We start from the raw sequence: 22,946 nt of genomic DNA, 5'->3' as shown, positions 1-22,946 counted from the left end.
CACACAAACATTTAATAATATACAATTACTTTCATCATATGTCAATGATTTGAAATGACATTTCACTTAACCAACACAATGATTGTTATATTTGACCTCTGTATTTAAGTGATTAAGCTTATTATTTGTACATCATTACATCAAGAAAATATAACAAAAAGAGCTTTACTTTACATAAAAGCAAAACTCTTTTTAATATAGATAAGCACAAATATCGGGAGATCACCGACTCAATACCTTCTTGACATATCACTGATCAAAATGATATAATTAACCTACCGAATATGGAATTATTTATCTTCGGTGCAAATATAGTCCTTAACCTTCTGAGAGCTGATAACCGAGCTGTAAAGCCTCCAGCCCCCTGCAAGGTTATAGCAGTCGTACCCGTTGCCTGACAAAATCCGACAAGCGATATAACTGCGCAGACCGCTGTGGCAATGTACATACACCGGTCTGTCTTTCGGGATAGAATCAAGATTTCCACGGAGAGAATCCAGCGGGATATTTATAAATCCGTCTATCATTCCTCGTGCGACTTCGGTCTTGGTACGAACATCAAGCAGAGTGACACTTCCGTCACGAGGCAGGGATCCAACATCATGCCAGAAGAACTGCTTCACTGTACCGTTTATGATATTTTCTGCAACGAAACCAACCATATTCACAGGGTCTTTCGCACTTCCGAAGGGCGGCGCATAGCAGAGTTCCAGTTCTTTAAGATCAGTAACTTTTGCGCCGAAACGAATCGCCGCAGCAAGAACATCCATGCGCTTGTCAACACCATCAAAGCCCACTATCTGCGCACCTATCAGCTTGTGTGTATTCTTCTCCCACAGCACCTTAACAGACATGTTCTCCGCACCGGGATAGTAACTTGCGTGAGATGCCGAATAGGTGTAGGTCTTATCAAATTCGATGCCTGATTCTTTTGCACGCTTTTCGTTTAGTCCCGTAACAGCGATGGTCATATCAAACAGCTTAAGCACTGATGAACCCTGCGTTCCTTTGTATTCCGATGGTATGCCCGCAATGTTATCAGCTGCAATGCGTCCCTGCTTATTGGCAGGTCCCGCAAGTGGAATGAAGACTCCCCTGCCCGTCACGAAATCACGAACTTCCACTGCATCACCCACAGCATAAATATCTGGAATGCTTGTCTGCATATGGCTGTTTACAATGATGCTTCCCCTGCTGTTGACTTCCATTCCGCAGTCTTTTGCAAGTATCGTCTCTGGGGTTACACCCACAGACATTATCACCATATCAGCATCGATATTACCCTTCTGAAGAATCACTCGGTTTTCGGTGATCTCTTTTACGCCATTATCCAAATAAAGCCCTATCCCTCGGCTTCTGATATACTGATGAACGTCAGCCGCCATATCAAGATCAAGGGGCGCGATAAGGTGATCTGCAAGCTCGACCACAGAAACTTCCAACCCTGCATCAACAAGGTTTTCAGCCATTTCAACTCCGATATATCCACCGCCTGCGATAACTACTTTCTTCGGCTTTTCGGTTTTGATAAAATCCATTATCTTCATAGTATCCGGAATATTCCGCAGGGTGAAAACATTGGGCAGATCAATGCCTTTGATATTTGGACGTATAGGCTCAGCACCCGGAGAAAGTATCAGCCTGTCGTAGCTTTCCTCGTAAGTCTCTCCAGAATCAACATTGCGTATCTTCACAATATGTGCCCCGGGATCGATCTCCACTGCTTCGTTTCTGATACGGACATCAATATTGAAACGCCTGTTAAAACTCTCGGGAGTCTGCAGAGTCAGCATTTTTCTGTCGGCGATCTTTCCTCCTATATAATAAGGAAGACCGCAGTTCGCAAAGGAGATAAATTCTCCACGCTCAATAATTATTATTTCGTCTTGTTCGTTCAGACGGCGAAGTCTTGCGGCTGCGGAAGCACCGCCCGCAACGCCGCCAATAATTACAGTTTTCATAAATACCTCCGAAAGGATAGTTGTTATGTTTGAAAGTGTTTACAAGAAAGTTTTCCCTTTCTGGGATGATTTATCCGATAATGACCGCAGTTTTATCTGTGAAAATTCGTATAAAAAGACATTTGCAAAAGGAACAAATCTCCACAGTGGCAGCGACTGCTCGGGAGCATTCTTTGTCTGTTCGGGAAGTCTGCGTGCATACATTCTATCAGAGGACGGCAAGGACGTAACCCTCTACCGTCTTCACAAAGGGGATATGTGTATGCTGTCAGCTTCCTGTGTTTTACAGACCATCACATTCGATGTGGCTGTTGATGCCGAAGAGGACAGCGAATGTATCGTCCTCAGCGGCACAGCATTCAAGCAAATGTCGGAAAAATATCCCGCTATCCGCATATTCGCCCTCGAGACTGCTGTATCCCGCTTTTCCGATGTTATGTGGGTAATGCAGCAGATACTTTTCATGAGTATGGACAAACGTCTTGCCATATTTCTCCACGATGAATCAGCAAGAACTTCCTCAGATACTATCTCTCTCACTCAGGAGCAGATCGCAAAGTATATCGGCTCTGCCCGTGAGGTAGTTTCACGTATGCTCAAATACTTTGTATCTGAGGGAATTGTCGAAGTATCTCGAAAGGGCGTGCGTATCCTTGATAAAGAACGTCTGCGAAAGTTAGCCCTTTAACATATCGAGTATAACGGGCTTTGGTCTGAAACCAACTTCCTGTGCGGTAACTCTGCCGTTTTTCATAACAACAAGAGTCGGTATACTGATAACACCGAACTGCGCTGCAAGCTCAGGCTGTTCATCAACATCGATCTTGCCCACGGTGAATTCCGAATTTTCATCCGCGATCTGTTCTACAATCGGCGATACCATCTTGCACGGTCCGCACCATGTTGCGTAAAAATCCAGAAGAACAGGCTTTGCACTGTTTACGATATCAGCGAAATTTTCCTTTGTTACATTAATTACTGCCATAGTGATACTTCCTTTCTGTTTGTTTTATTGTGTCTTAATTATACACAATTATTCCCCTGCGGTATGTGACTTTGTCGCGTTCTTTGCCTTGCAGATAAGTTGTGTCATGGTACCCATAGGGCAGTAAACACACCATGAGCGCGGCTTGAAAAGGAGCATTGTCACAAAACCGAGTATTGTTGAAGTCAGCATAATGCTGTAAAAACCAAATGCGAACTGTGCCACTCCATCGGAGAACAGCGTACCGTGATATGCCCAGTGCCAGGGCACCTTAAATGTCCAGATAAGCTTGACTGTCTGCGACAGCGGACGTCCTCCTGCAAACACAAGATAAGTGTTCCACAGCATCACAAAGAACATTGTGAAAAAGAATATCAGAAATCCATAACGGAATGCTTTCGACCTCATCCACTTCGGCATATCGTGCTTTCGTGACAGACCAAATCTTCCTCCCAGCATCGTAAACAGCTGTCCCCTGCCGCAGTATTTGTTGCAGTAAGCCTTGGTTCCGTGACTGATTGAGATAACAAGCGGTGTGATAAAACAGATCATACCCAGCCAGGCAAAAAGTATATTCACAAAACCCAGCAGCAGATATGTCATAGAAAATATCCAAAGATGATCATACCATTTTTTACGCTGTATCATTTTATATCGCCCCCGATCTCAATAATGCTCGCGGGGCATTCTTTCGCACATTTTCCACATCCGACACAAAGAGCGCTGTCAACCACAGCGAACACACCGTCAGGGACACTTATTGCAGATCTCGGACAAACTTTCACACAGCTTCCGCAAGCCACACATAGCTCTGTATTTACGTTAGCTTTTCGTTTCATATCATCGCCTCCGAGATATATTATATCCGATCGGGCGCGGCATTTCTGTGACAAAGTCACATTTGAATTGACAATACATCAAAAATTGCGATATAACAGCTGTTCAGTTATGATTATAACATAAATATTAATAAATTTCCATTCCCGAATCTTCCAAAATCTAACACTGGTTTTTGTAATATACACTGAATTCTCCAATATCATACTACCAATAATCGTTTTTGCTGCATTTATTCAATAACTTACTGCAAACCATCAGTCTATTCTTCGCATGGACTCCGGACAGCGGAAAACAACTAATATTTCGTGTATGATGTACGACTGTAAACTTCTCAATATTAGCGCGAAAAATGTTATGTTTTTGACAAAAAAATTGCATTAATATCAGGTGAATTATTATATCCAAACATACGTTTCTATACTATCAATCATGTGAAGTTGCGCAATTCAGGACTTTTATGCGTTAAATGCTTATCTCTAAAATAATTAAAAGATTTGCGATAATTATAATTTAAAAAGTAAACAGTTGATGCACTAAAGGTGAAATCGCAATTTTTGGTATCACCTATATCACAATGAGCAAAATTTGATTAGAACCAATGACTAAAAAATTATAAAATATAATCAAATGATACGGAAATTAACATTTGAACAAAAGGGTCAATGTGCTGTATCATTGTTGGTATCTATTTATAGTTTTATATTTTTTAGAAAGAGAGGTAATTTGTTTATGAAAACTGTTTCAAAGCGTCTGTCAAGTGCTTTTGTTGCAGGTATGATGATGGTTTCACCCATCGTTTCATCAATTTCTGCATCAGCTGCCAAGGTGCTCACAACAAGCCCTTCTCACACACAGGAAGTGGGCTGGTACAATGATTACCATCATGAGATCTGGCAGGCAGATACCCCCAACTCTTCTACAATGACACTGCACGACAATGACGGCGGTTTCAGCACATCATGGAAGTGCGGTCCTAACGGCTCAAGAGGTAACTTCCTTGCTCGTCGTGGTCTGTACTGGGGTCTGAACAATCCTAAGACTTATAAGGATTATGGCGACTTCTACTGCGATTACGACTGCAGCTGGTCCGCAGGTTCATCCGGTAACTCCAGAATCTGTATCTATGGTTGGGCACAGAATCCTCTGGTAGAGTACTACATCATCGAGGACTGGAAGAACTGGTCACCTGCACAGGATTCTACTGCACAGTACAAGGGTCAGGCTACTATCGACGGCAGCGTATATAAGATCTATACAAGTGCAAGAAATTCTTACACCATTGAAGGCAACAAGAACTTCACACAGTACATCAGCATCCGTCAGAACCTGAGAACCAAGGGTACCATCAGCGTTTCCGAGCACTTCAAGGCTTGGGAGTCCATGGGCATGAAGATGGGCAACCTGTACGAAGTAGCTTTCAACGTTGAAGGCTGGGAGTCCGATGGTCAGGCTGACGTTACTCTGAAAATGCGTGAGGGCGGCAGTAGCTACACTCCCGATCCAGAGCCTGAGACCCCTGAGATCGAAGGCACACTGTACTCCGCTACTTTCGAGAACGGCACCAATTACTGGACCGGCAGAGGTTCTGCAAGCGTAACATCATCTTCTTCCACTGCTTATGAGGGCAGCAAGTCCCTGTATGTAAGCGGCAGAACTGATAACTGGAACGGCGGTGAGATGGAGCTTAACACCTCTACTTTCAAGCCCGGCAGCGCTTACAGCTTCAGCACAATGGTAAATCCTACTGAAAGTACTACTCTTCAGCTGACTATGCAGTATGATGACCAGAGCGGTACCACCAACTACACTCAGATAGCTGAGGGTTCCTGCACAGCAGGCAAGTGGACCAAGCTGGAGAACACAAGCTTCACAATTCCTTCCGGTGCATCCAACGTTAAGGTATATGTTGAAGCTCCCGACAGCCTGTGCGACTTCTATGTTGACAGAGCTATCATCGCTAACAAAGGCTACACCGCAAGCGGCAGCTCTTCCAGCGGTACAGGCAGCACAAGCGCAACTGTTCCTTCAAACATCAAGGTTGCTTACAGCAGCCAGTACAAGCAGCTGCAGTTCACTTGGGACAAGGTAAAGGGCGCTGACAAGTACGGCATCGCAGTTTATCTGGCAGGCAAGTGGAGAGTTCAGACTTCTAACATCTCCGGCAATTCTTATGTTACACCTAAGAATCTTACACCCAATATGTCTTACAAGGTAGCTATCGCTGCAAGAGTAAACGGCAAGTGGGATACTGCAGGCGCTCTGGAAAACTACGTAACAGTAACTACCAGAGCTAACAACAACATCGAGTATCATACTCCTTCCAACTCAGGCAATAGCAGCGGCAACAACGAGAATAACGGCGGTAACAACAACCAGCAGCAGACAACATCGAATTATAACTATCAGTCAAATATGCAGTTCAAGGAAGCTCCTTCTTACTACTTCAACAGCTGCTCACAGCAAGGTAAGGTAGTAAAGGAATCCTATAACGGCATCAACGGTTATAACTCACTTAACGTATATCTGCCTTACGGCTATGACAGCAGCAAGAAGTACAACATCTTCTACCTGATGCACGGCGGCGGAGAGAATGAGAATACTCTGTTCTATCAGGACGATACAATGATGCAGAATCTCTTCGACAACATGATAAAGAACGGCGAACTCGATCCTCTGATCGTTGTTACACCTACCTTCAACAAGACTGAGGCAGGCAAATTCTACAACGAGTTCCGTCAGAGCGTTGTTCCTTTCGTTGAAGGAAAATATTCTACCTATGCAGGCAAAAATACTTCACAGTCATCGCTTCAGGCTTCAAGAATGCACAGAGCATACGGCGGATTCTCAATGGGTGGCGTTTCAACATGGGCTGTAATGGAGAACTGCCTTGACATCGTCGGCTACTTCATGCCTCTCAGCGGCGACCACTGGAATGGAAACTCCGGTTACGACAAGGCTAAGTCTATAGCAAATGCAATAGACAGATCCGGTCTCCAGAAGAATCAGTACTTCATCTTCGCAGCAACAGGTTCTGACGATATAGCATATCCCAACGTAAATCCTCAGATAAATGAAATGAAGAAGATGAGCCAGTTTGTATACACATCTGATTTCTCCAAGGGTAATCTCTACTTCCTTGTTGCATCAGGCAAAACACACTGGTGGGGCTACGTAAGACACTATGTTTACGATGCACTTCCCTCTTTCTTCCATGAAGGACAGTAAAATTTCTACTATAGAATAACGATTAAAGCCCTCGGGATTGTTCCGAGGGCTTTTTCATATATATTCACATTGTTGTGGAAGCTAAATATATAACGATACTATAAATATCATTTGCTTCGATTGCAGATAAGTTCGATGTACGTCTGTCTTGTTATCCCGCCGTATTTTTCTGCAAAGTCATCATATCCCGAACCTTTTGGCAGACCCAGAAATTTCATGACCATATCAAGTCGTTCCCTGTTTTCGGGAAAATGGAGATCTCCGCCCAATATATTTCTTGGATATTTTTGCAGTATCTGAGTCAGGGTCTTGCCGCAGTAAGCACCGCTTATACCCAGTGACACTCCGCCGTTGCTCCAGCTGCGCTCGCTCATCATATCCCTTATATTTTCCGGGGCATCTGCCCAGGGTATTTCCATTGATACAAAGCCCCATTCGATGTACAGCGACATAGGCTCGCGTGTCTTTTTGCCATTTTTTTCATCCTCCCTCATAAACAGCTCAGTTGTGAAAGGTGTTATATGTTTGTTTTTTACGACGATACGTGTAAGGTGTATACAGAACTCTATATCATCCGGCACAAGCTCCTTATGACAGATGATCTTATGTCTGCCCCAGATGATATCACCGTCTGAGCATATCTCGGGCGGACGAAGGGAAATATCTGCCAGCTGAATTGCTGTCATATTACTGTCGGCAGTAACAAAGTCGTACATACGCACTATGATAGGCTGAGTCATAAGATGTCGGAAAGAGTGCTCCTTCGGCAGTTCGTCCCATTTCTCGATATCCCGTGTCTTTCCGATTATCAAACCGTAGGTGTAGTGCTCACGGTCGATCTGACAGCGGAAAATATCGCCTGCCCTGAACTTCACCGTCTGATGTTTCATGTTCCTTATCTCAGCAATACGCTCAAAATAGTTATCGGGGCAGGTGGACATATAGTACTGCATGAACTCATGGAAATCTTCATCCGTCAGGATATTTCTTACTCGTTCTTTTTCGCCCACAGCGATCTCCTGATTATTTCTCAGATTACGTGCGGCAATTCTGCTTTCGCCCTTTTGCAGAAAGATATAAAAATCACACCCGAAAGGCTTCACAGCCATGATATTTGTAGGAGTCACAGGCTTCGCTCTTCCCCTTGAAGTCAGCGGAAGAAGCATTGTTCTATTATCAGTTTCGAGCTTTGTATCAAATTCATTGTAGCTTTTACACTTGCAGGAACCATCTTCGTTTATCGAATATTCCTCATATATCACTTTTAAGATAGTATTTCCCTCATAGAAAATAACCGTTCGTTTTTGTGTGCAGTAAGTAACGCTGTACAATGTCTCAGTTTCCCATGATTCATCAAGAGGATCGAGAGCCAGATATCTTCGCTCGTCATTGGTAAGCGTTATGGTATATACGCCGTCGTTGAAATACTGTTCTGCCTTTGAAGCCGTTCTCTTACTTGGTACATCTTTCTCCTTTTTTTCGGGAGCAGCTGCCTTTTCAGGTGAGAGCTTATCACCGCATAAACATCCGAAAATCTTATCTACCGCATCATAGTTCACGCCGAACTTTCCGCGCCAGAAATTCAGCGGAAAGAATGTCAGGCCGTCTCGCCCGAAGCCCTGCTCGTCCCTGTTTGTGAATTCATAAAGAAATCCCTTTTTCTCATCGCTCTGTAATATACCGCATACCGAAAGTATACCCAATATACAGTGTATTGCGTTGCCTGTAGCATCGAAGAATTTCTGCCTGCGTATCTCGGAAACAAGGGCTGTATCCATATTGTGGGACTTCATTTCTTTTACACAGGCAAATATACCGTTCAGTATACGGTAATCATCTTCGCATGGTTCAACGGCAGGAAGTTTTTCAAATTCCCGCAGATCGTTAAGAACATATTCAGGACTAGTGAAATCAGGTTCTCTGCCGTAATGCTTGGGCGAAAGATATCTGAAAACATTGAACTTATTCCAGTCGATCATTTCACTTGCTTCCAGTCCGTGGGTACAGCCACACACGATACACATAGGACTGCGCCAGCCACCGGGTTCAACGCCGTTAGATACAAACTTATGTTCAGTCAGAGCCTTAGCCCATATAAGAGATGACACAGCTGAACGGTAGCGCATATCTCCGCTTGAAAGACTATAAAGAAAAGCTTTTGCGGCACTTTCAAGAGAGATACGTTCTGATAGTTCCTTGATAGCTTTTACGATCTCATCGTGTGTCATTTCGGAATCAGGTACAAATACACCGCTTTTGACCGCATCTGCAATGTCAGCTTCCGAGGGCTGTCCATCTGACTTGTAAGAAAGATAATACTTCTTAAATAATGTCAGTGCTTTTTTATCCACCATAGCTGTGACCTCCTTTTTACAGATAAGTATAGCAAAATGTGTTATTTATGTCAAGAACTATGCGAACTGTTGAACAGGATTTTACTTGAAAAGGAATGAAAAAATAATTAATCATGGTTATCCCCCTAACATACTGCACCATATTTTCAATATGCTCCGTATCTCGTCTGTCAACCGGATTACGTTGACAAGCGAGTGAAAAGATGATATAATAAAAATACTAAAATGGTTATTTGATTATACCAAATAATATTATAGGGAGGAAAAATTAGATGGTTATGAAGACAAAAATATTTCAGCGCGCAGTAAAAGTATGCGCGGGACTGACTGCATCTGTTATGATGCTGACATCCTCTGCATTTATAATGAGATCGTCAGCTGCAACTTATAACAAGAGCGTCATTTTCAATTCTTTTCCCGTAGCTGTCAATGACGGTGAACCGATACGCGGTGTTGATATTTCCTCAATTCTCTCGATAGAGAAGGCGGGTGTCGTTTTCCATGATGATAACGGAAAAGAAGAAGATATTTTCCGCGTGCTCCACGACCACAAGATAAACTACATCCGTGTACGTGTTTGGAACGAACCAAATGACGGAAAAGGTCACGGCTACGGAGGCGGAAACAACGATGTTAATGCTGCCTGCGAGATCGGCAGACGTGCTGCAAAATACGGTATCAAGCTGCTGGTGGACATTCAGTATTCCGATTTCTGGGCAGATCCTGCCAAGCAGACACGCCCGAAATACTGGGCAACTCACGATCACTATACCCTTTCGAGAGAGATATACAAATGGACGACATGGGTATTGACTGCTATCACGGAAGCCGGCGGCGATATAGGTATGGTGCAGGTGGGCAATGAGACCAACTGCTTCTTCTGCGGCGAAACAGATATGTACAAAATATGTGAGCTTTTTGCAAGCGGTGACAAGGCAGTGCGTGATTTTGACAGAAATATTCTGATCGCACATCATTTTGCAAATCCTGCTAAAGTAGATCACTTTTATTGGTATGCAAAGATAATGAACGAATGCAATCTTGATTACGATGTCTTTGCAACTTCTTACTACCCATACTGGCATGGCACAACGGAAAATCTCACCAACGTACTGAGTACGATTGGCAATACATACAACAAATATGTTATGATCGCTGAAACAGCTTATCCGTATACATCCGAGGACGGTGACGGTTTCGGAAATACAATTTCCAAATGGTCTACAGGTGTTAATCTCAGCTATGATATATCCGTTGATGGGCAGACAGAATCTCTGACAGATGCATTTCAGGCTATTGCAAATTGTCAGGGAAGAGGTATAGGCGTATTTTACTGGGAACCTGCATGGCTGGGCGTCAGTGGTATCTCGCAGTCACAGCAGAGAGATAACTGGGACAGATACGGTTCAGGCTGGGCATCATCTTATGCATCAGAGTACGATCACGATGTGACTTCAGCAGGCGGTTCGTCCTTTGATAATCAGGCGTTGTTTGATTTTAATGGCTATCCTCTCGATTCACTGGATGTATTCACCCGCATTTATCCCCAAAAACAGAGGCCATTCTTTCCGAAAGACCTAGATAATGACAATACCATCACATACCCCACAAACATCACAGTTTCATACAGCAAAGATTATCATCAGGTAAGATTTACATGGGATAAGGTTCAAGGTGCTGACAGATACGGAATCGCCGTATATCTGGCTGGAAAATGGAGGATACAGACCCAGAATATCACCAACACCATTTATACTTCACCCAAGAACCTTGCTCCCGGCAAGTCTTATAGAGTCGCAGTAGCAGCGAGAGTAAACGGAAAATGGGATACCGCAAACGCAATCAAAAATGCTGTGACTGTTACCATAAAGTGATATACAGCTGATCTTTTACAAATATATTCAATATATTAAATGCTCCCCTTTTGTCAGGCAGTTTGGTATGATAGAGATATTCCGAATTGCTATCGCAAAAGGGGGCTTTTTATAGCAGAAATTAAGTTTCTAAATAGCATTTATGAAATTCATCTTCATAGATCAACAACAGCTTATTCGATATACTGCGCTCAATAATTTACTTACTATTATTTCAAATCATTAAATCCATTTCACTATAAATGTATGTCTGCTTGACAATTATGAACATATATGCTATAATGTCTAAAATAGAAATATAAATTGAACTATTAATTAACGCGTAAAGAGATGACAGGTATGCCGAAACGTGTTATGCTTTTACATTCGGTGTTTACTTGTATTCTTCTTATATGTTAATACAAGCGTATCTCAATGAGATAGGTTCTCTTTGCGGTGCGCTTTTAATGTAATACGGCAATTACAAAAACATTTGAATGAGGAGGACCGAGCTTATGAACAACACATTGAAAAAAGTTACAGCAGGTATGCTGGCTTTGGCTCTTGTAGCAGGCGCTGTGCCTGCAAACGTAGGGAGCTTTTTGACAGGAGGCACGGCTATTGTGGCGAATGCTGCAACGGTTAGTTCATCGGGAAACTGCGGTACAACCGGTCATGAATCCGAAGTTAGATGGACGCTTGACAGCGACGGCGTGCTTACGATTACCGGAACAGGGGCTATGGCGGATTATAATACAACTTCGAGACCTCCGTGGTATAATAATATAAATAATATCACAAGAATAGTTGTAGACTCAGGTGTCACCAAAATAGGTAATTATTCATTTTATAAATTTAGTAAGTTAAATAATGTTACTATTCCGAACACTATTATAAGTATCGGTTCTTCTTCGTTTAAGGATTGTTCTGCATTAGATTCTATTTACATTCCGAATTCTGTTATTTCCATTGGTAGTAGCGCATTTAAGGGATGTTCAAATCTTATGACCGTTAGTTTTGAAGACAGGATTACATCATCTCTTACTATTGGCAGTAGTTGTTTTGTTAGCTGTAGCAACTTGAATACTATCATCCCATCCGGATTAAAGTATAATGATTCAAAAGGAACATATGACCTTTCTAATACAGCACTAGGAAGTGGTAATTTAACTATCCTGCCAAACGTTACACTTGCTTTGGTTCCCGCCGCAGATGCAACCTGCACCACATCCGGAAACAGCGAGTATTACGAAGGTTCGAACGGAAAATATTACAGCAAAAGCGGAGATACTTATACCGAGATAGACGAAAACTCATGGATGATCCCCGCAACAGGAGTTCACACCTACGATGAATCTTCACCTATGTGGACCTGGATAAGGAAAGACGACAGCTATGATGTTACCGTGAAATTCAAGTGCAAGGACTGCGGTGATATCGAAACTCCCGACGAACAGCCGACACTTAATGTCGTTGACAATGGCGGTTTCAGAACATTCACTGCCACCGTGACTTATAACGATATTGAATACAAAAGCACCAAGAGCGAGGAAACCTGCATTAACATCACTGTCAACGGTACTGAAAAGCAGTATAGATACGGTGTTCAGGTAAAGGCTGTCGCACAGGTACCCGCGGGTAAGTATTTTGAGGGCTGGTATGAAACAGGTACTGAAAATAAAGTCAGCGGTTCTGAAACTTACTGCTTCTATGCTACCCGTGATATGAGCATTGAAGCAAGATATACTGATGATCAGGTTGCGGCAGAGCCTGTTCTTACTATGAATCTTTCTAACAGACAGGCTCTTACAAATGGCAAGAATAAGGTATCATTCACATACGATTGGGAACTGCCAAAGGGTTGTACACTTCAAAGTGCCGCTATTATAAGAAGCTATGTTATAGGTGAACCGACAATTTCCACTACGGACACCAATGTGCATTACACCGCTCTGACAACTGCAAGAGGTACATACAAGATCAACTTAACGATCGGTGCTGCAAATGCAGATAAGGCAGTATATGTTCGCGGATATATCAAATATATGGACAAAAACGGATCACATGAAGCATATACAGATGTATTTACTTCTGCTTCGTTAAACTAAAAAACGATTGGAGAATAAATAATGGAAAAGAAATGGCAGAAACCTGAAATGGAGATAATAAAATTTGAAACCATAGATATCATTGTTGCATCTGACGGTTTTCAGGAAGACGATATTGAAGATTAATTAATGATACAAAAAACACGCATCAGACGGCAGGCAGCTTCGGCTGTCTGCCGTTGATACTGCATTTACCGGAGAAACAATAAATGAATAATAGCGCAATAAAGTGGCTCTATGCCGTACCAAAAAATAAAAAGCTGTATATTCTCGCGCTTATGCTTGTGCAAGCTATTCTCGGTGCATGCGGTGTTATGTATGCACTGCTGCTTCGGAATATCGTTGACAACGCAACTGCTCATAACAAGACGGATTTCCGTAATTATGTTATTATTACCGTACTTCTGGTGCTGGCACAGATAGGAATGAAAGCTGTCCTGCGTTGGCTGAATGAGCTGTCTAAATCAACTTTTGAAAATATATTCAAAGCTCGGTTAATGAGAAATATCCTGCATAAGGACTTTGCCAGCGTAAACGCCGTCCATTCTGGCGAATGGCTGAACAGACTTACAAATGACACTGTTGTAGTTGCAAATGCCTATGTCGAGATACTCCCGGGTCTGGTGGGAATGATCGTGAAGATGATAAGTGCTGTAATTATGCTGATCGTGCTGGATTGGCGGTTTGCCTGCGTTCTCCTGCCGTGTGGATCTCTGCTTATCGGTTTAACCTATGCTTTCCGTAAAGTGCTCAAAAAACTCCACAAGCAGGTTCAGGAGCGCGACGGAAAACTGCGTATCTTCCTGCAGGAGCATATCGGCAGTATGATGATAATACGTTCTTTTGCTGCCGAACAGCAGACAGAAGTCGAAGCAGTCACCAAAATGCAGGAGCACCAGTCCTCACGAATGAAGAAAAACCGCTTCTCAAATCTCTGTAACATCGGCTTTGGGATAGCTATGAACGGAATGTACCTATTTGGTGTGGGCTACTGTGGTTACGGCATTCTTCTCGGCACTATAAGCTATGGCACACTGACTGCGATAACACAGCTGATTTCTCAGATCCAAGCACCTTTTGCGAATATTACGGGTTATCTTCCGAGATTCTACGCTATGACAGCGAGTGCAGAAAGGCTTATGGAGATCGAAGGCTTCTCCGATGACAGCGAAAAATCCGCACCGGATATTGATACGGTCAAAAAATACTATACCGATAAACTTAGGTCATTCGGTCTGAAAAACGCCGATTTCACTTACTATCCGGCGGTTGACAGCATCAAAGATCTGTCAAAAGAAAATCAGCCGATAATCTTGAAAAATATCAGCATTGATATCAAAAAAGGCGAATATGTTGCGTTCACGGGGCATAGCGGCTGTGGCAAATCAACAGTGCTTAAACTGCTGATGAGTATTTATCGGCTTGACAGCGGCGAGCATTATCTAATCGATACAGATGGCAAAAAAAACGTTATCAGCTGAATGGCACAGGCTGTTCGCCTATGTTCCGCAAGGTAATCAGCTGATGTCGGGTACTATCCGTGAGGTCGTTTCTTTCGCCGATAAAGCAGATATGCAAAATGATGAGCGTATCAACATGGCTTTACATATTGCCTGTGCTGATGATTTTGTATCCGAGCTCGAATGCGGGATCGATACACAGCTGGGCGAGCGTGGCACAGGTCTTTCCGAGGGACAAATGCAGAGGATAGCCATAGCACGGGCGATCTATTCGGATAGTCCGATACTGCTCCTTGATGAAGCAACTTCAGCACTCGACGAGCATACCGAAAAACGCTTGCTCCATAATCTGCGAAGTATGACGGATAAGACCGTAGTGATCATTACACATCGTCCTGCTGCGTTGGAGATATGTGACAGGGTGATCGATTTTGGAAATACTGGCACCGAAAATAAACAGACTGTTTCAGTTTAAGCAATTGAATAATCATATATACTATACTTAATTTCTCAGAACCGATGCTTTATAATCAAAGAAAAGATCACTATTCTGCTTGCCCGATAAAGTTGAATTTATTTTAAATGATAATTAGTGTAAAAGGATGGTAGATATGGGATTATTTGACAAATTCAAAAAAAACAGATCCAGCGACAGTAAAGACAATTCTAAGATAATAGCTGATATTTTCAGAACAATTTGCAAAGAAAACGAAGCTATCACTGCCGAGATCTCCGAATGTACAAACTCACCTAAGGAATACGCTGTTAAAAATTCAACGCAGTTTTCAGAGCGTGGAATATCTCACAATGATGCCGATCCCGACACTCTTATGTGGATAGGCTGCGTGGATATACTGATAAATAACTCATATGCAGCGGAACTTGATTTCAGCTGTGAACTTGAAGATCTTATTTTCAATCTGGGTAAACTTAAAACTATTACCGCCGAAAATATAATACTTGACGAGAAAGATTTTTCTTCAGATGAAGACATTATCCTTTGGCTTAGTCAACTTGACGGACAGCTTAAAGAGCGAAACCTCTGCATAGGAGGTATAGATATTGACAGCGACAGCTATGTTATTTTTCTTACCGATATCCGAACGTTTAAAACAATTAAGGATAGTGCCGATAGTATTGGACACAGGATCGACTATGCTAAAAATTTGTAGATCTGATGACAGATGGTTGTATCGCTTTATCAAATCTATAATACTGCATTTCATCATAAAACAGAATAACAGGATTTTAAAAAGATCGCAGCCTATAACTGTGATCTTTCTTTTGCTTTTTCTGCCTGCAATTGTCCTACCATGATGGAAAATGCAGGAAATTCAGGGCTTTTTGACGATTCAGGCAGTCGTCACCTTTGCCTAACTTACAATTTTATGAATGTTTAATTTCAACAAAATCATCGGTAAAATATAAAATGTCAGCAAAAATGCTTGCATCAAAAATAAAGCTGTTATATAATCATTAATGTTAGATGAATAAATCATCAACATTCCAGTGTAGTAAAAAGATATTATGAAAACGGAGGTACTCAAAGTGGAAAAGAAATACAACGTCATTAAGCGTACACTTGCTGGTCTGACCGCTGTTATGTGCATGGCAGGCTGTCTGCCTGCTTTGGCAGCAAATGCGGAGGATAAAGGAGAAAATTACGGATATCACGAAGCTTCGGAGCAAGTCGCAGGCGGCTGGGAGGTCGTAAGGGGAGATACTTCACCCGAAAGCAATCCCGATGCTGTTGCCGCGATGGATAACGCCCTCAAATACCTCGACGGAGTTGCATACACCCCTGTTGCAGTTCTGGCAAGACAGTGCGTTGCGGGAACAAATTACTGTATGCTATGCAAAGTCAAGCCTATCACTCCAAATGCTACGCCTTCCTATCATCTGGTATATGTCTATGAGGACTTAAAAGGCAATGCGGAGATCATAGGCAGGACAACGGTATTGAACAGCCCAAGTGAAGGTGCAACCGGCGGCTACTCTGTCAATGACGGCGATACCTCGCTTTCAGCCCACGAAGATGTTCTTGCGGCTTTCAATAAGGCGATGGACGGCCGCGGAGGTGTAGATGTCCGTCCGATAGCTTATTTAGGAAGTCAGTTAGTAGCGGGAATGAATCATATGCTTCTTTGCAAATCGACAGTTGTTTATCCGGGTGCAAAACCAAGTTACAGTATAATGACTGTTTATGAAGACCTTAATGGAAATTGCCAGCTGAGCACATCGCTGAAAATAGATTTCGGTAATATCAGCGAATTCAACAGGACCATACATTATATTGCTAATGAACCTACCTGCACCAAGGACGGAAATATCGAATACTGGTACAATACGTCCAGTTACAAATACTATTCCGACAAAAAGTTTGTGAATGAGATCAGCTATGAAGATACCATCGTCAAAGCACTCGGTCACGACATGGACAGTCCGGAATGGACATGGAGCGATGATCATACATCCGCCCACCTTATCGTTAAGTGCAATAGATGCGGCGAAAAGGCGATCGATGAAGACGCTGTAGTAACAAAAAAACAAATATATCCAGCCACCTACAACAGAACAGGCTTCATTAGCTATGTTGCGACAGTGACCGTCAACGATGAGTCATGGGAGAACAACTGTATTGTAGTTCTGCCAAAGCTTACTTACACTGCACCGACCATATCCTATGAAAAAGGCGAGGGCGCAGTCAAACTCTGCTGGACAGAAGTTGAAGGCGTAGAAGAATACGGAGTTGCAGGATTCATAGGCGGCAAATGGCAGCTTCTCAATCACGGCAAGGGTACATCTTATGTACTTAAAAACCTTAAAGCAGGCACCAGCTACAAAGTTGCAGTTGTCGCTAAGGCAGACGGACAGTGGATAAAGGACTTCTCAAATGCTGTAACAGTTGATCCGAAGGAAGCTTCTTGCTATCCAAATTTCAGGACACAAGTGATAAATGGAAAAATCGGTTACAAGTGGGAAGCAATTCCGGGCGCTGAGAAATACGCGGTAGCAGTTTGCCTTGCTAACAAGTGGCAGATCGTTAAGCAGCTCGACAGCAATGTTCTCACCTGGACTTCACCTAAGGTACAGAGCGGCACTTACAAGACAGTTGTTGTAGCCAAGATAAACGGCAAATGGGTGACTGCACAGGCTCCCGCGCACGCTGTTACGGTTTCTGTAAATTGATACAAAACAGAACAAAAAGAGATATTTAAGATTTTAAAATAAGGCTGCGTGATCCGTATGGTTACGCAGCCTTTCTCTTTACAACTGATATCAACAAATGGAAATGATAATATACAAACAGAATGTAATAACACTCTGTTTTGTCCCGATCGGTGGAGTAGAATAGCAAAGAAGAATATTCACATCAAAGCAAATCATCTTTATATGTAATTTGCTCTTTTATTTAACCTGATTTTAACATACCGATACTATTCAAGTTTACATTGATATGATATACTTTCTATTAAAGGGGCGTGATTAAGTGCTTATATATATAGTTGAAGATGAAGAAAGCATCAGGGAGCTCGAAAGCTATGCCCTTGAAAAAAATAATTTTGAAGTTATGAGCTTTGAGAGTTCCGAGGGTTTCTATAAAGCGCTGGAAAACAGGATACCCGACCTGATACTGCTGGATATAATGCTTCCCGATGATGATGGGCTTACGATACTGAAAAAGCTTCGCTGTAATGCTATTTACGAAAAAATACCTGTTATTATCATATCTGCAAAGACCACAGAGCTTGACCGCGTAAAGGGGCTAGACCTTGGGGCTGACGATTATATGTGCAAACCTTTCGGGGTAATGGAGATGGTCAGCCGTGTAAAGGCGAGACTTAGGGGAATAACAAAGAATACAGAAGATCGGCTGACGTTCGAGAAGCTGACGATATCTGAAAAAACAAGAGATGTCATCTTAGATGGAAAAACAATAGAGCTTACTTATAAGGAATTTGAACTGCTGAAAATGTTCATGGAAAATCCGAAGATAGTGCTCAGGCGTGATGATATACTTGACAGGATATGGGGACATGACAGCACGGGAAGAACTCTTGATGTGCATATCCGTACACTCAGGGCAAAGCTGGGAGAATACGGAAAATATATCGTGACAGTTCGTAATGTAGGCTACAAGCTGGATAAGGACGAGTGATATGGAAAGAAAAATCGAATTCAGCTTGTTCTATATGGGGATAGTCACAGCCATAATCGGTATCGTTATAACTACTTTTGTATGCTACGGATTTTTTCATAAGGAAGTCAAGGAAAATCTGGCACATGAATGTAATATCGTTGCACAGTGCTATGATAAGATAAGCTCTCCCGATGAACTTGAACGTTTCACACAGGAAGACTTCCGTATCACGCTTATCAAAAAAGACGGTGCGATATTGTACGAAAGTGACGCCGATGCTGTAAATATGAAAAATCACCTTGACCGCCCCGAGATAATCGAAGCCATTGAAAACGGAACAGGAAGCGATACACGTTATTCTGACACTATCGGAACGGAAGATTACTATTACGCAGTCAAACTCGATGACGGCAATATCCTGCGTGTATCTATCCGTTCAGATTCGATATTCAGGCTGTTTGAGCGCTCTATGCTGCTGATACTCATTGTAACTATCTGCATCATATTGGTATCAATGTTCGTTTCCGTGAAGCTTACGGACAAGCTTATAGCACCGCTTAAACGCATCCCCGAAATGATCGAAAAGGACAAGTCGCCCGAAGAAATGGGGATATACAGCGAGATAATCCCTCTTGCCGAGGAAATAAAAAATGTAAGAAGCTCGCAGGAACTTATGCGACAGGAATTCACGGCAAATGTTTCTCACGAGCTTAAAACACCGCTGACTTCCATATCGGGTTATGCAGAACTTATCGAAACAGGCATGGCACAGGGAGAAGACAGCAGAAAGTTTGCGGGAAATATCAGAACAGAGACCGCAAGACTGCAAATGCTTATCAGCGATATACTGCGTTTGTCAGAGCTTGATACAGTTAATTCACTGTCACTGGACGATGTGGTTGATATCGCCGCTGTTACAGAGGAATGTAAGGAAAGACTTTCAGGGCAGGCTGAAAAGAAAGGTGTTCGTATCACTATTCACGGAACTTCCGAAACTGTAAAAGGCAATCATACCGAACTGACCGAGCTTATCTACAATCTCATCGACAATGCTATAAAGTACAACCGTGAAAACGGCAATATCGACATTACCATCGAGGATAAAAAATTCATCATAGCCGATACGGGTATTGGTATACCGAAAGAAAGTATCCCGCGTATTTTTGAGCGTTTCTACCGTGTTGACAAAAGCCGCAGCCGCGCAAAAGGCGGAACAGGTCTCGGACTGTCGATAGTTAGGCATATAGCAGACCGCCACGGAGCAAAGATAGATGTAGAAAGCACTGTGGGAGTCGGGACAACAATAAGTGTAAATTTCAGATAGGAGACAGTTATGAATATTTTTTCGATATGTACACTATGCGGAGGACTGGCGTTCTTCCTTTTCGGAATGCACGTTATGTCAAAAAGCCTTGAAAAAGTCGCAGGCGGCAAGCTTGAAAGCACGCTGAAAAAAATGACTTCAAATCCTGTCAAGAGCATGGCACTGGGTGCAGGCATAACCATCGCAGTGCAGTCGTCATCTGCTATGACAGTAATGCTTGTGGGACTTGTAAATTCGGGTATCATGGAGCTTGAGCAGACTGTGGGCGTTATCATGGGTTCAAACATCGGCACTACGCTTACCGCATGGCTTCTCAGTACCGCAGGTATAAAAAGCGACAACATCGCCATCTCAATGCTGAAACCCGAAAACTTCGCGCCTATCGTTGCCCTTATCGGTATAGCAATGCTGATGATGAGCAAGAAAAAGAAACGACAGGATATCGGTACCATAATGGTGGGATTTGCAGTGCTGATGTACGGAATGCAGCTTATGAAAGATGCAGTATCTCCCATTGCTGAGACCAAAGGCTTCTCGGATATGCTTATCGCATTCAAAAATCCGATACTCAGCGTATTGTTTGGTGCACTGTTCACAGGTATCATACAGTCATCTGCGGCTTCAGTAGGTATTTTACAGGCACTTGCTATGACAGGTGCTATATCTTATCGTATGGCTATACCCATCATCATGGGACAGAACATCGGCACCTGCGTGACCGCTCTGCTTTCCTCTATCGGTGTAAACAAAAACGCCAAAAGAGTAACAGCCGTGCATATGTCTTTCAACATCATCGGTACTATCGTTTGTCTGACCCTGTTTTACATTGCAAACGGACTGTTCAATTTCAGCTTTGTGGATAAGCCCATAGGTGCTGTTGAGGTAGCAGGGGTACACTCCGTATTCAATATAATGACCACAGTTATCCTGCTGCCGTTCTCAAATCAACTTGTAAAGCTTGCTAAAAAGCTTATACCCAACTCAAAAGAAAAAGAAGATGAGGTACTTCTCGACAAGCGTTTGCTTGCAAACCCTCCCCTTGCAGCTTCACAGTGCAGAGAGAGGACAAAGGAAATGGCAGTTATGGCAATGGAGGCACTGCATGAAGCCTTGTCAGCGATGTTCAATTATACGCAGAAAGGCGTTGTGAGCATTGAGGAGAAGGAACAGGAACTTGATGTCATGGAAGACCAGCTGTCAACATTCCTTCTGGAACTTTCATCACGCAACCTGACTGATGAGGACAGCCGTACCGTAACCGAACTTCTCCACAGTATAGGCGATTTTGAGCGTATCAGCGACCACGCAATAAACATGATAGAGATAGGTGCGGAGATGAATCAGAATAATCAGAACTTCTCTGACAGTGCGAGAGCTGATTTTGCCACACTGTTTGCTGCACTTACCGAGATATCGGAGATAACTGTCAGGGCATTTTCCGAGCAGGATACCAATATTGCAATGACTGTTGAACCGCTGGAAGAAGTAATCGATGACCTGACAGCCACGATACGTGATAAGCATATCTCCAGACTTCGTACAGGCGAATGCAGTCCCGAACTTGGCGTATATCTCTCCGATCTGCTAATAAACTGCGAGAGAGTATCCGATCACTGCTCCAATGTAGCTGTATCCATAATCGAGATAGGACAGGCAAAACTCCTTAATCACGAATATATGACTGCGCTGAAAGCCAAAAGAACTCCGCAGTTTATTGAAAACTATACTGCTTACGGACAGAAATACAGGCTGGCAGAGAACTAAAAACAGCTACCCATTATGATTTGCCATTTACGCCATGTATTGACTTTTTTAAGCCTTCGTGCTATGATATAAACAATATAGAAACTGCCACCGGGTAGAAATGCGTAAAGCATTTGTTCACACATCGTTAGGTCTTTGAAGATGTGTGCGCAGATGCTTTATTTTTTGGAGGAAAACAGAATGATAAAACGTATCAAAGAATATTTTTCCAAGTCTGAGATCATGCTTTGGAGCATTTCAACTCTGCTTGTTCTGACTTCGTTTTTTGTATTTGACAGGAGCAGTTATCTGACTTTATGTGCTTCACTGATCGGTGTAACTTACCTGATATTCAATGCAAAAGGCAATCCTGTCGGTCAGGTGCTTGTTATAATATTCAGCCTGTTGTACGGGATCATCTCCTATAAATTCTCGTATTTCGGAGAAATGGTCACTTACCTCGGAATGACGATGCCTATGGCTGTATTTGCTCTTATCTCATGGCTTCGCAATCCATTTAACGGCAACAGAGCAGAAGTTAGGGTCAACAGCATAAGTAAAAGTGAAACAGTGTTTATGTTTGTTTTGGCAACGATAGTGACCATCGTATTCTATTTCATATTACAGATGTTCCATACCGCAAAAATCATTCCAAGCACACTATCGGTCACAACGAGCTTTATAGCCGTCTACCTGACATTCAGGAGAAGTCCCTTTTATGCCATAGCATATTCAGCCAATGATATCGTCCTGATAATACTCTGGATAATGGCCAGTATTACCGACACACGCTACATATCGGTCGTTGTATGCTTTGCAGTATTTCTTGTAAATGATATATACAGCTTTTTCAGCTGGCAGAAGATGAAAAAACGTCAGGCAGCCTGAGTTTACAGATATTCCGCATATCATACTTTTTTGAGAATAAGCCGGGAGACTTTCAGCTCACGCA

The 22,946-nt window shown here is 42.7% G+C and carries 17 protein-coding genes; 12 read left to right on the top strand and 5 right to left on the bottom strand.

Annotation, left to right across the window (positions count from 1 at the left end; genetic code table 11):
* Positions 1 to 290: 290 nt before the first annotated feature.
* A complete protein-coding gene (locus N773_RS0102120; RefSeq protein ID WP_024856224.1) occupies positions 291 to 1,961 on the bottom strand; it encodes an FAD-dependent oxidoreductase in 1,671 nt (556 codons plus the stop codon).
* Positions 1,962 to 1,986: 25 nt separating this feature from the next.
* Here N773_RS0102120 and N773_RS0102115 point away from each other — a divergent pair, with 25 nt between their 5' ends.
* Positions 1,987 to 2,649 (top strand): Crp/Fnr family transcriptional regulator, encoded by a 663-nt coding sequence (locus N773_RS0102115; protein WP_024856223.1) that lies wholly within the window; start codon positions 1,987 to 1,989, stop codon positions 2,647 to 2,649.
* On the opposite strand, the gene trxA is transcribed toward N773_RS0102115, so the two are convergent.
* From trxA to N773_RS0102100, 3 genes are read right to left on the bottom strand one after another with little or no spacing between them, the layout of a single operon-like run.
* Positions 2,638 to 2,946 (bottom strand): thioredoxin, encoded by a 309-nt coding sequence (trxA, locus tag N773_RS0102110; RefSeq protein WP_024856222.1) that lies wholly within the window; start codon positions 2,944 to 2,946, stop codon positions 2,638 to 2,640. The genes N773_RS0102115 and trxA overlap by 12 nt on opposite strands.
* A 48-nt stretch (positions 2,947 to 2,994) precedes the next feature.
* Positions 2,995 to 3,594, bottom strand: a complete 600-nt coding sequence (locus N773_RS0102105) for a 4Fe-4S binding protein (RefSeq protein ID WP_024856221.1) — start codon at positions 3,592 to 3,594, stop codon at positions 2,995 to 2,997.
* Complete coding sequence (locus tag N773_RS0102100) at positions 3,591 to 3,839, bottom strand: 4Fe-4S binding protein (protein ID WP_278245322.1); 249 nt, start codon at positions 3,837 to 3,839, stop codon at positions 3,591 to 3,593. Before N773_RS0102100 ends, N773_RS0102105 begins: the two co-directional genes overlap by 4 nt.
* Positions 3,840 to 4,515: 676 nt before the next feature.
* On the opposite strand from N773_RS0102100, the gene N773_RS21010 reads away from it, so the two are divergent.
* Positions 4,516 to 7,011 (top strand): glycoside hydrolase family 11 protein, encoded by a 2,496-nt coding sequence (locus N773_RS21010; RefSeq protein ID WP_024856219.1) that lies wholly within the window; start codon positions 4,516 to 4,518, stop codon positions 7,009 to 7,011.
* A 107-nt stretch (positions 7,012 to 7,118) separates the two neighbouring features.
* Here N773_RS21010 and N773_RS0102090 read toward each other — a convergent pair whose 3' ends face one another.
* Entirely contained in the window at positions 7,119 to 9,365 is a 2,247-nt protein-coding gene (locus tag N773_RS0102090; protein ID WP_024856218.1) for an immunity 26/phosphotriesterase HocA family protein, read from the bottom strand.
* A gap of 272 nt (positions 9,366 to 9,637) precedes the next feature.
* On the opposite strand from N773_RS0102090, the gene N773_RS19620 reads away from it, so the two are divergent.
* The 10 genes from N773_RS19620 to pnuC all read left to right on the top strand — a co-directional run bounded on the left by N773_RS19620 (position 9,638) and on the right by pnuC (position 22,882).
* Complete coding sequence (locus tag N773_RS19620) at positions 9,638 to 11,239, top strand: glycosyl hydrolase 53 family protein (RefSeq protein ID WP_242840343.1); 1,602 nt, start codon at positions 9,638 to 9,640, stop codon at positions 11,237 to 11,239.
* 494 nt (positions 11,240 to 11,733) lie between these two features.
* On the top strand, positions 11,734 to 13,326 hold the full coding sequence (locus tag N773_RS21005; RefSeq protein ID WP_024856216.1) for a leucine-rich repeat domain-containing protein: 1,593 nt from the start codon (positions 11,734 to 11,736) through the stop codon (positions 13,324 to 13,326).
* A gap of 209 nt (positions 13,327 to 13,535) precedes the next feature.
* Positions 13,536 to 14,807 (top strand): ABC transporter transmembrane domain-containing protein, encoded by a 1,272-nt coding sequence (locus N773_RS0102070; protein ID WP_024856215.1) that lies wholly within the window; start codon positions 13,536 to 13,538, stop codon positions 14,805 to 14,807.
* A complete protein-coding gene (locus N773_RS23240) occupies positions 14,782 to 15,261 on the top strand; it encodes an ATP-binding cassette domain-containing protein (RefSeq protein ID WP_278245321.1) in 480 nt (159 codons plus the stop codon). Before N773_RS0102070 ends, N773_RS23240 begins: the two co-directional genes overlap by 26 nt.
* 136 nt (positions 15,262 to 15,397) lie before the next feature.
* A complete protein-coding gene (locus tag N773_RS0102060) occupies positions 15,398 to 15,958 on the top strand; it encodes a DUF6630 family protein (RefSeq protein ID WP_024856213.1) in 561 nt (186 codons plus the stop codon).
* A gap of 376 nt (positions 15,959 to 16,334) precedes the next feature.
* Positions 16,335 to 17,975: a hypothetical protein gene (locus N773_RS0102055; RefSeq protein WP_024856212.1), complete on the top strand. Its 1,641-nt coding sequence runs from the start codon at positions 16,335 to 16,337 to the stop codon at positions 17,973 to 17,975.
* Positions 17,976 to 18,276: 301 nt separating this feature from the next.
* Entirely contained in the window at positions 18,277 to 18,945 is a 669-nt protein-coding gene (locus N773_RS0102050; protein ID WP_024856211.1) for a response regulator transcription factor, read from the top strand.
* 1 nt (position 18,946) lies between these two features.
* A complete protein-coding gene (locus N773_RS0102045; RefSeq protein ID WP_024856210.1) occupies positions 18,947 to 20,251 on the top strand; it encodes a sensor histidine kinase in 1,305 nt (434 codons plus the stop codon).
* 9 nt (positions 20,252 to 20,260) lie between these two features.
* Positions 20,261 to 22,015, top strand: coding sequence for a Na/Pi cotransporter family protein (locus N773_RS0102040; protein WP_024856209.1), 1,755 nt, complete (start codon positions 20,261 to 20,263; stop codon positions 22,013 to 22,015).
* Between the two features lie 180 nt (positions 22,016 to 22,195).
* Complete coding sequence (gene pnuC / locus N773_RS0102035) at positions 22,196 to 22,882, top strand: nicotinamide riboside transporter PnuC (protein ID WP_024856208.1); 687 nt, start codon at positions 22,196 to 22,198, stop codon at positions 22,880 to 22,882.
* Positions 22,883 to 22,946: the final 64 nt, after the last annotated feature.

The sequence above is a fragment of the Ruminococcus albus AD2013 genome, from assembly GCF_000526775.1.
GTDB lineage: Bacteria > Bacillota > Clostridia > Oscillospirales > Ruminococcaceae > Hominimerdicola > Hominimerdicola alba_A.
This window is presented reverse-complemented; position numbering and strand designations above follow the sequence as displayed.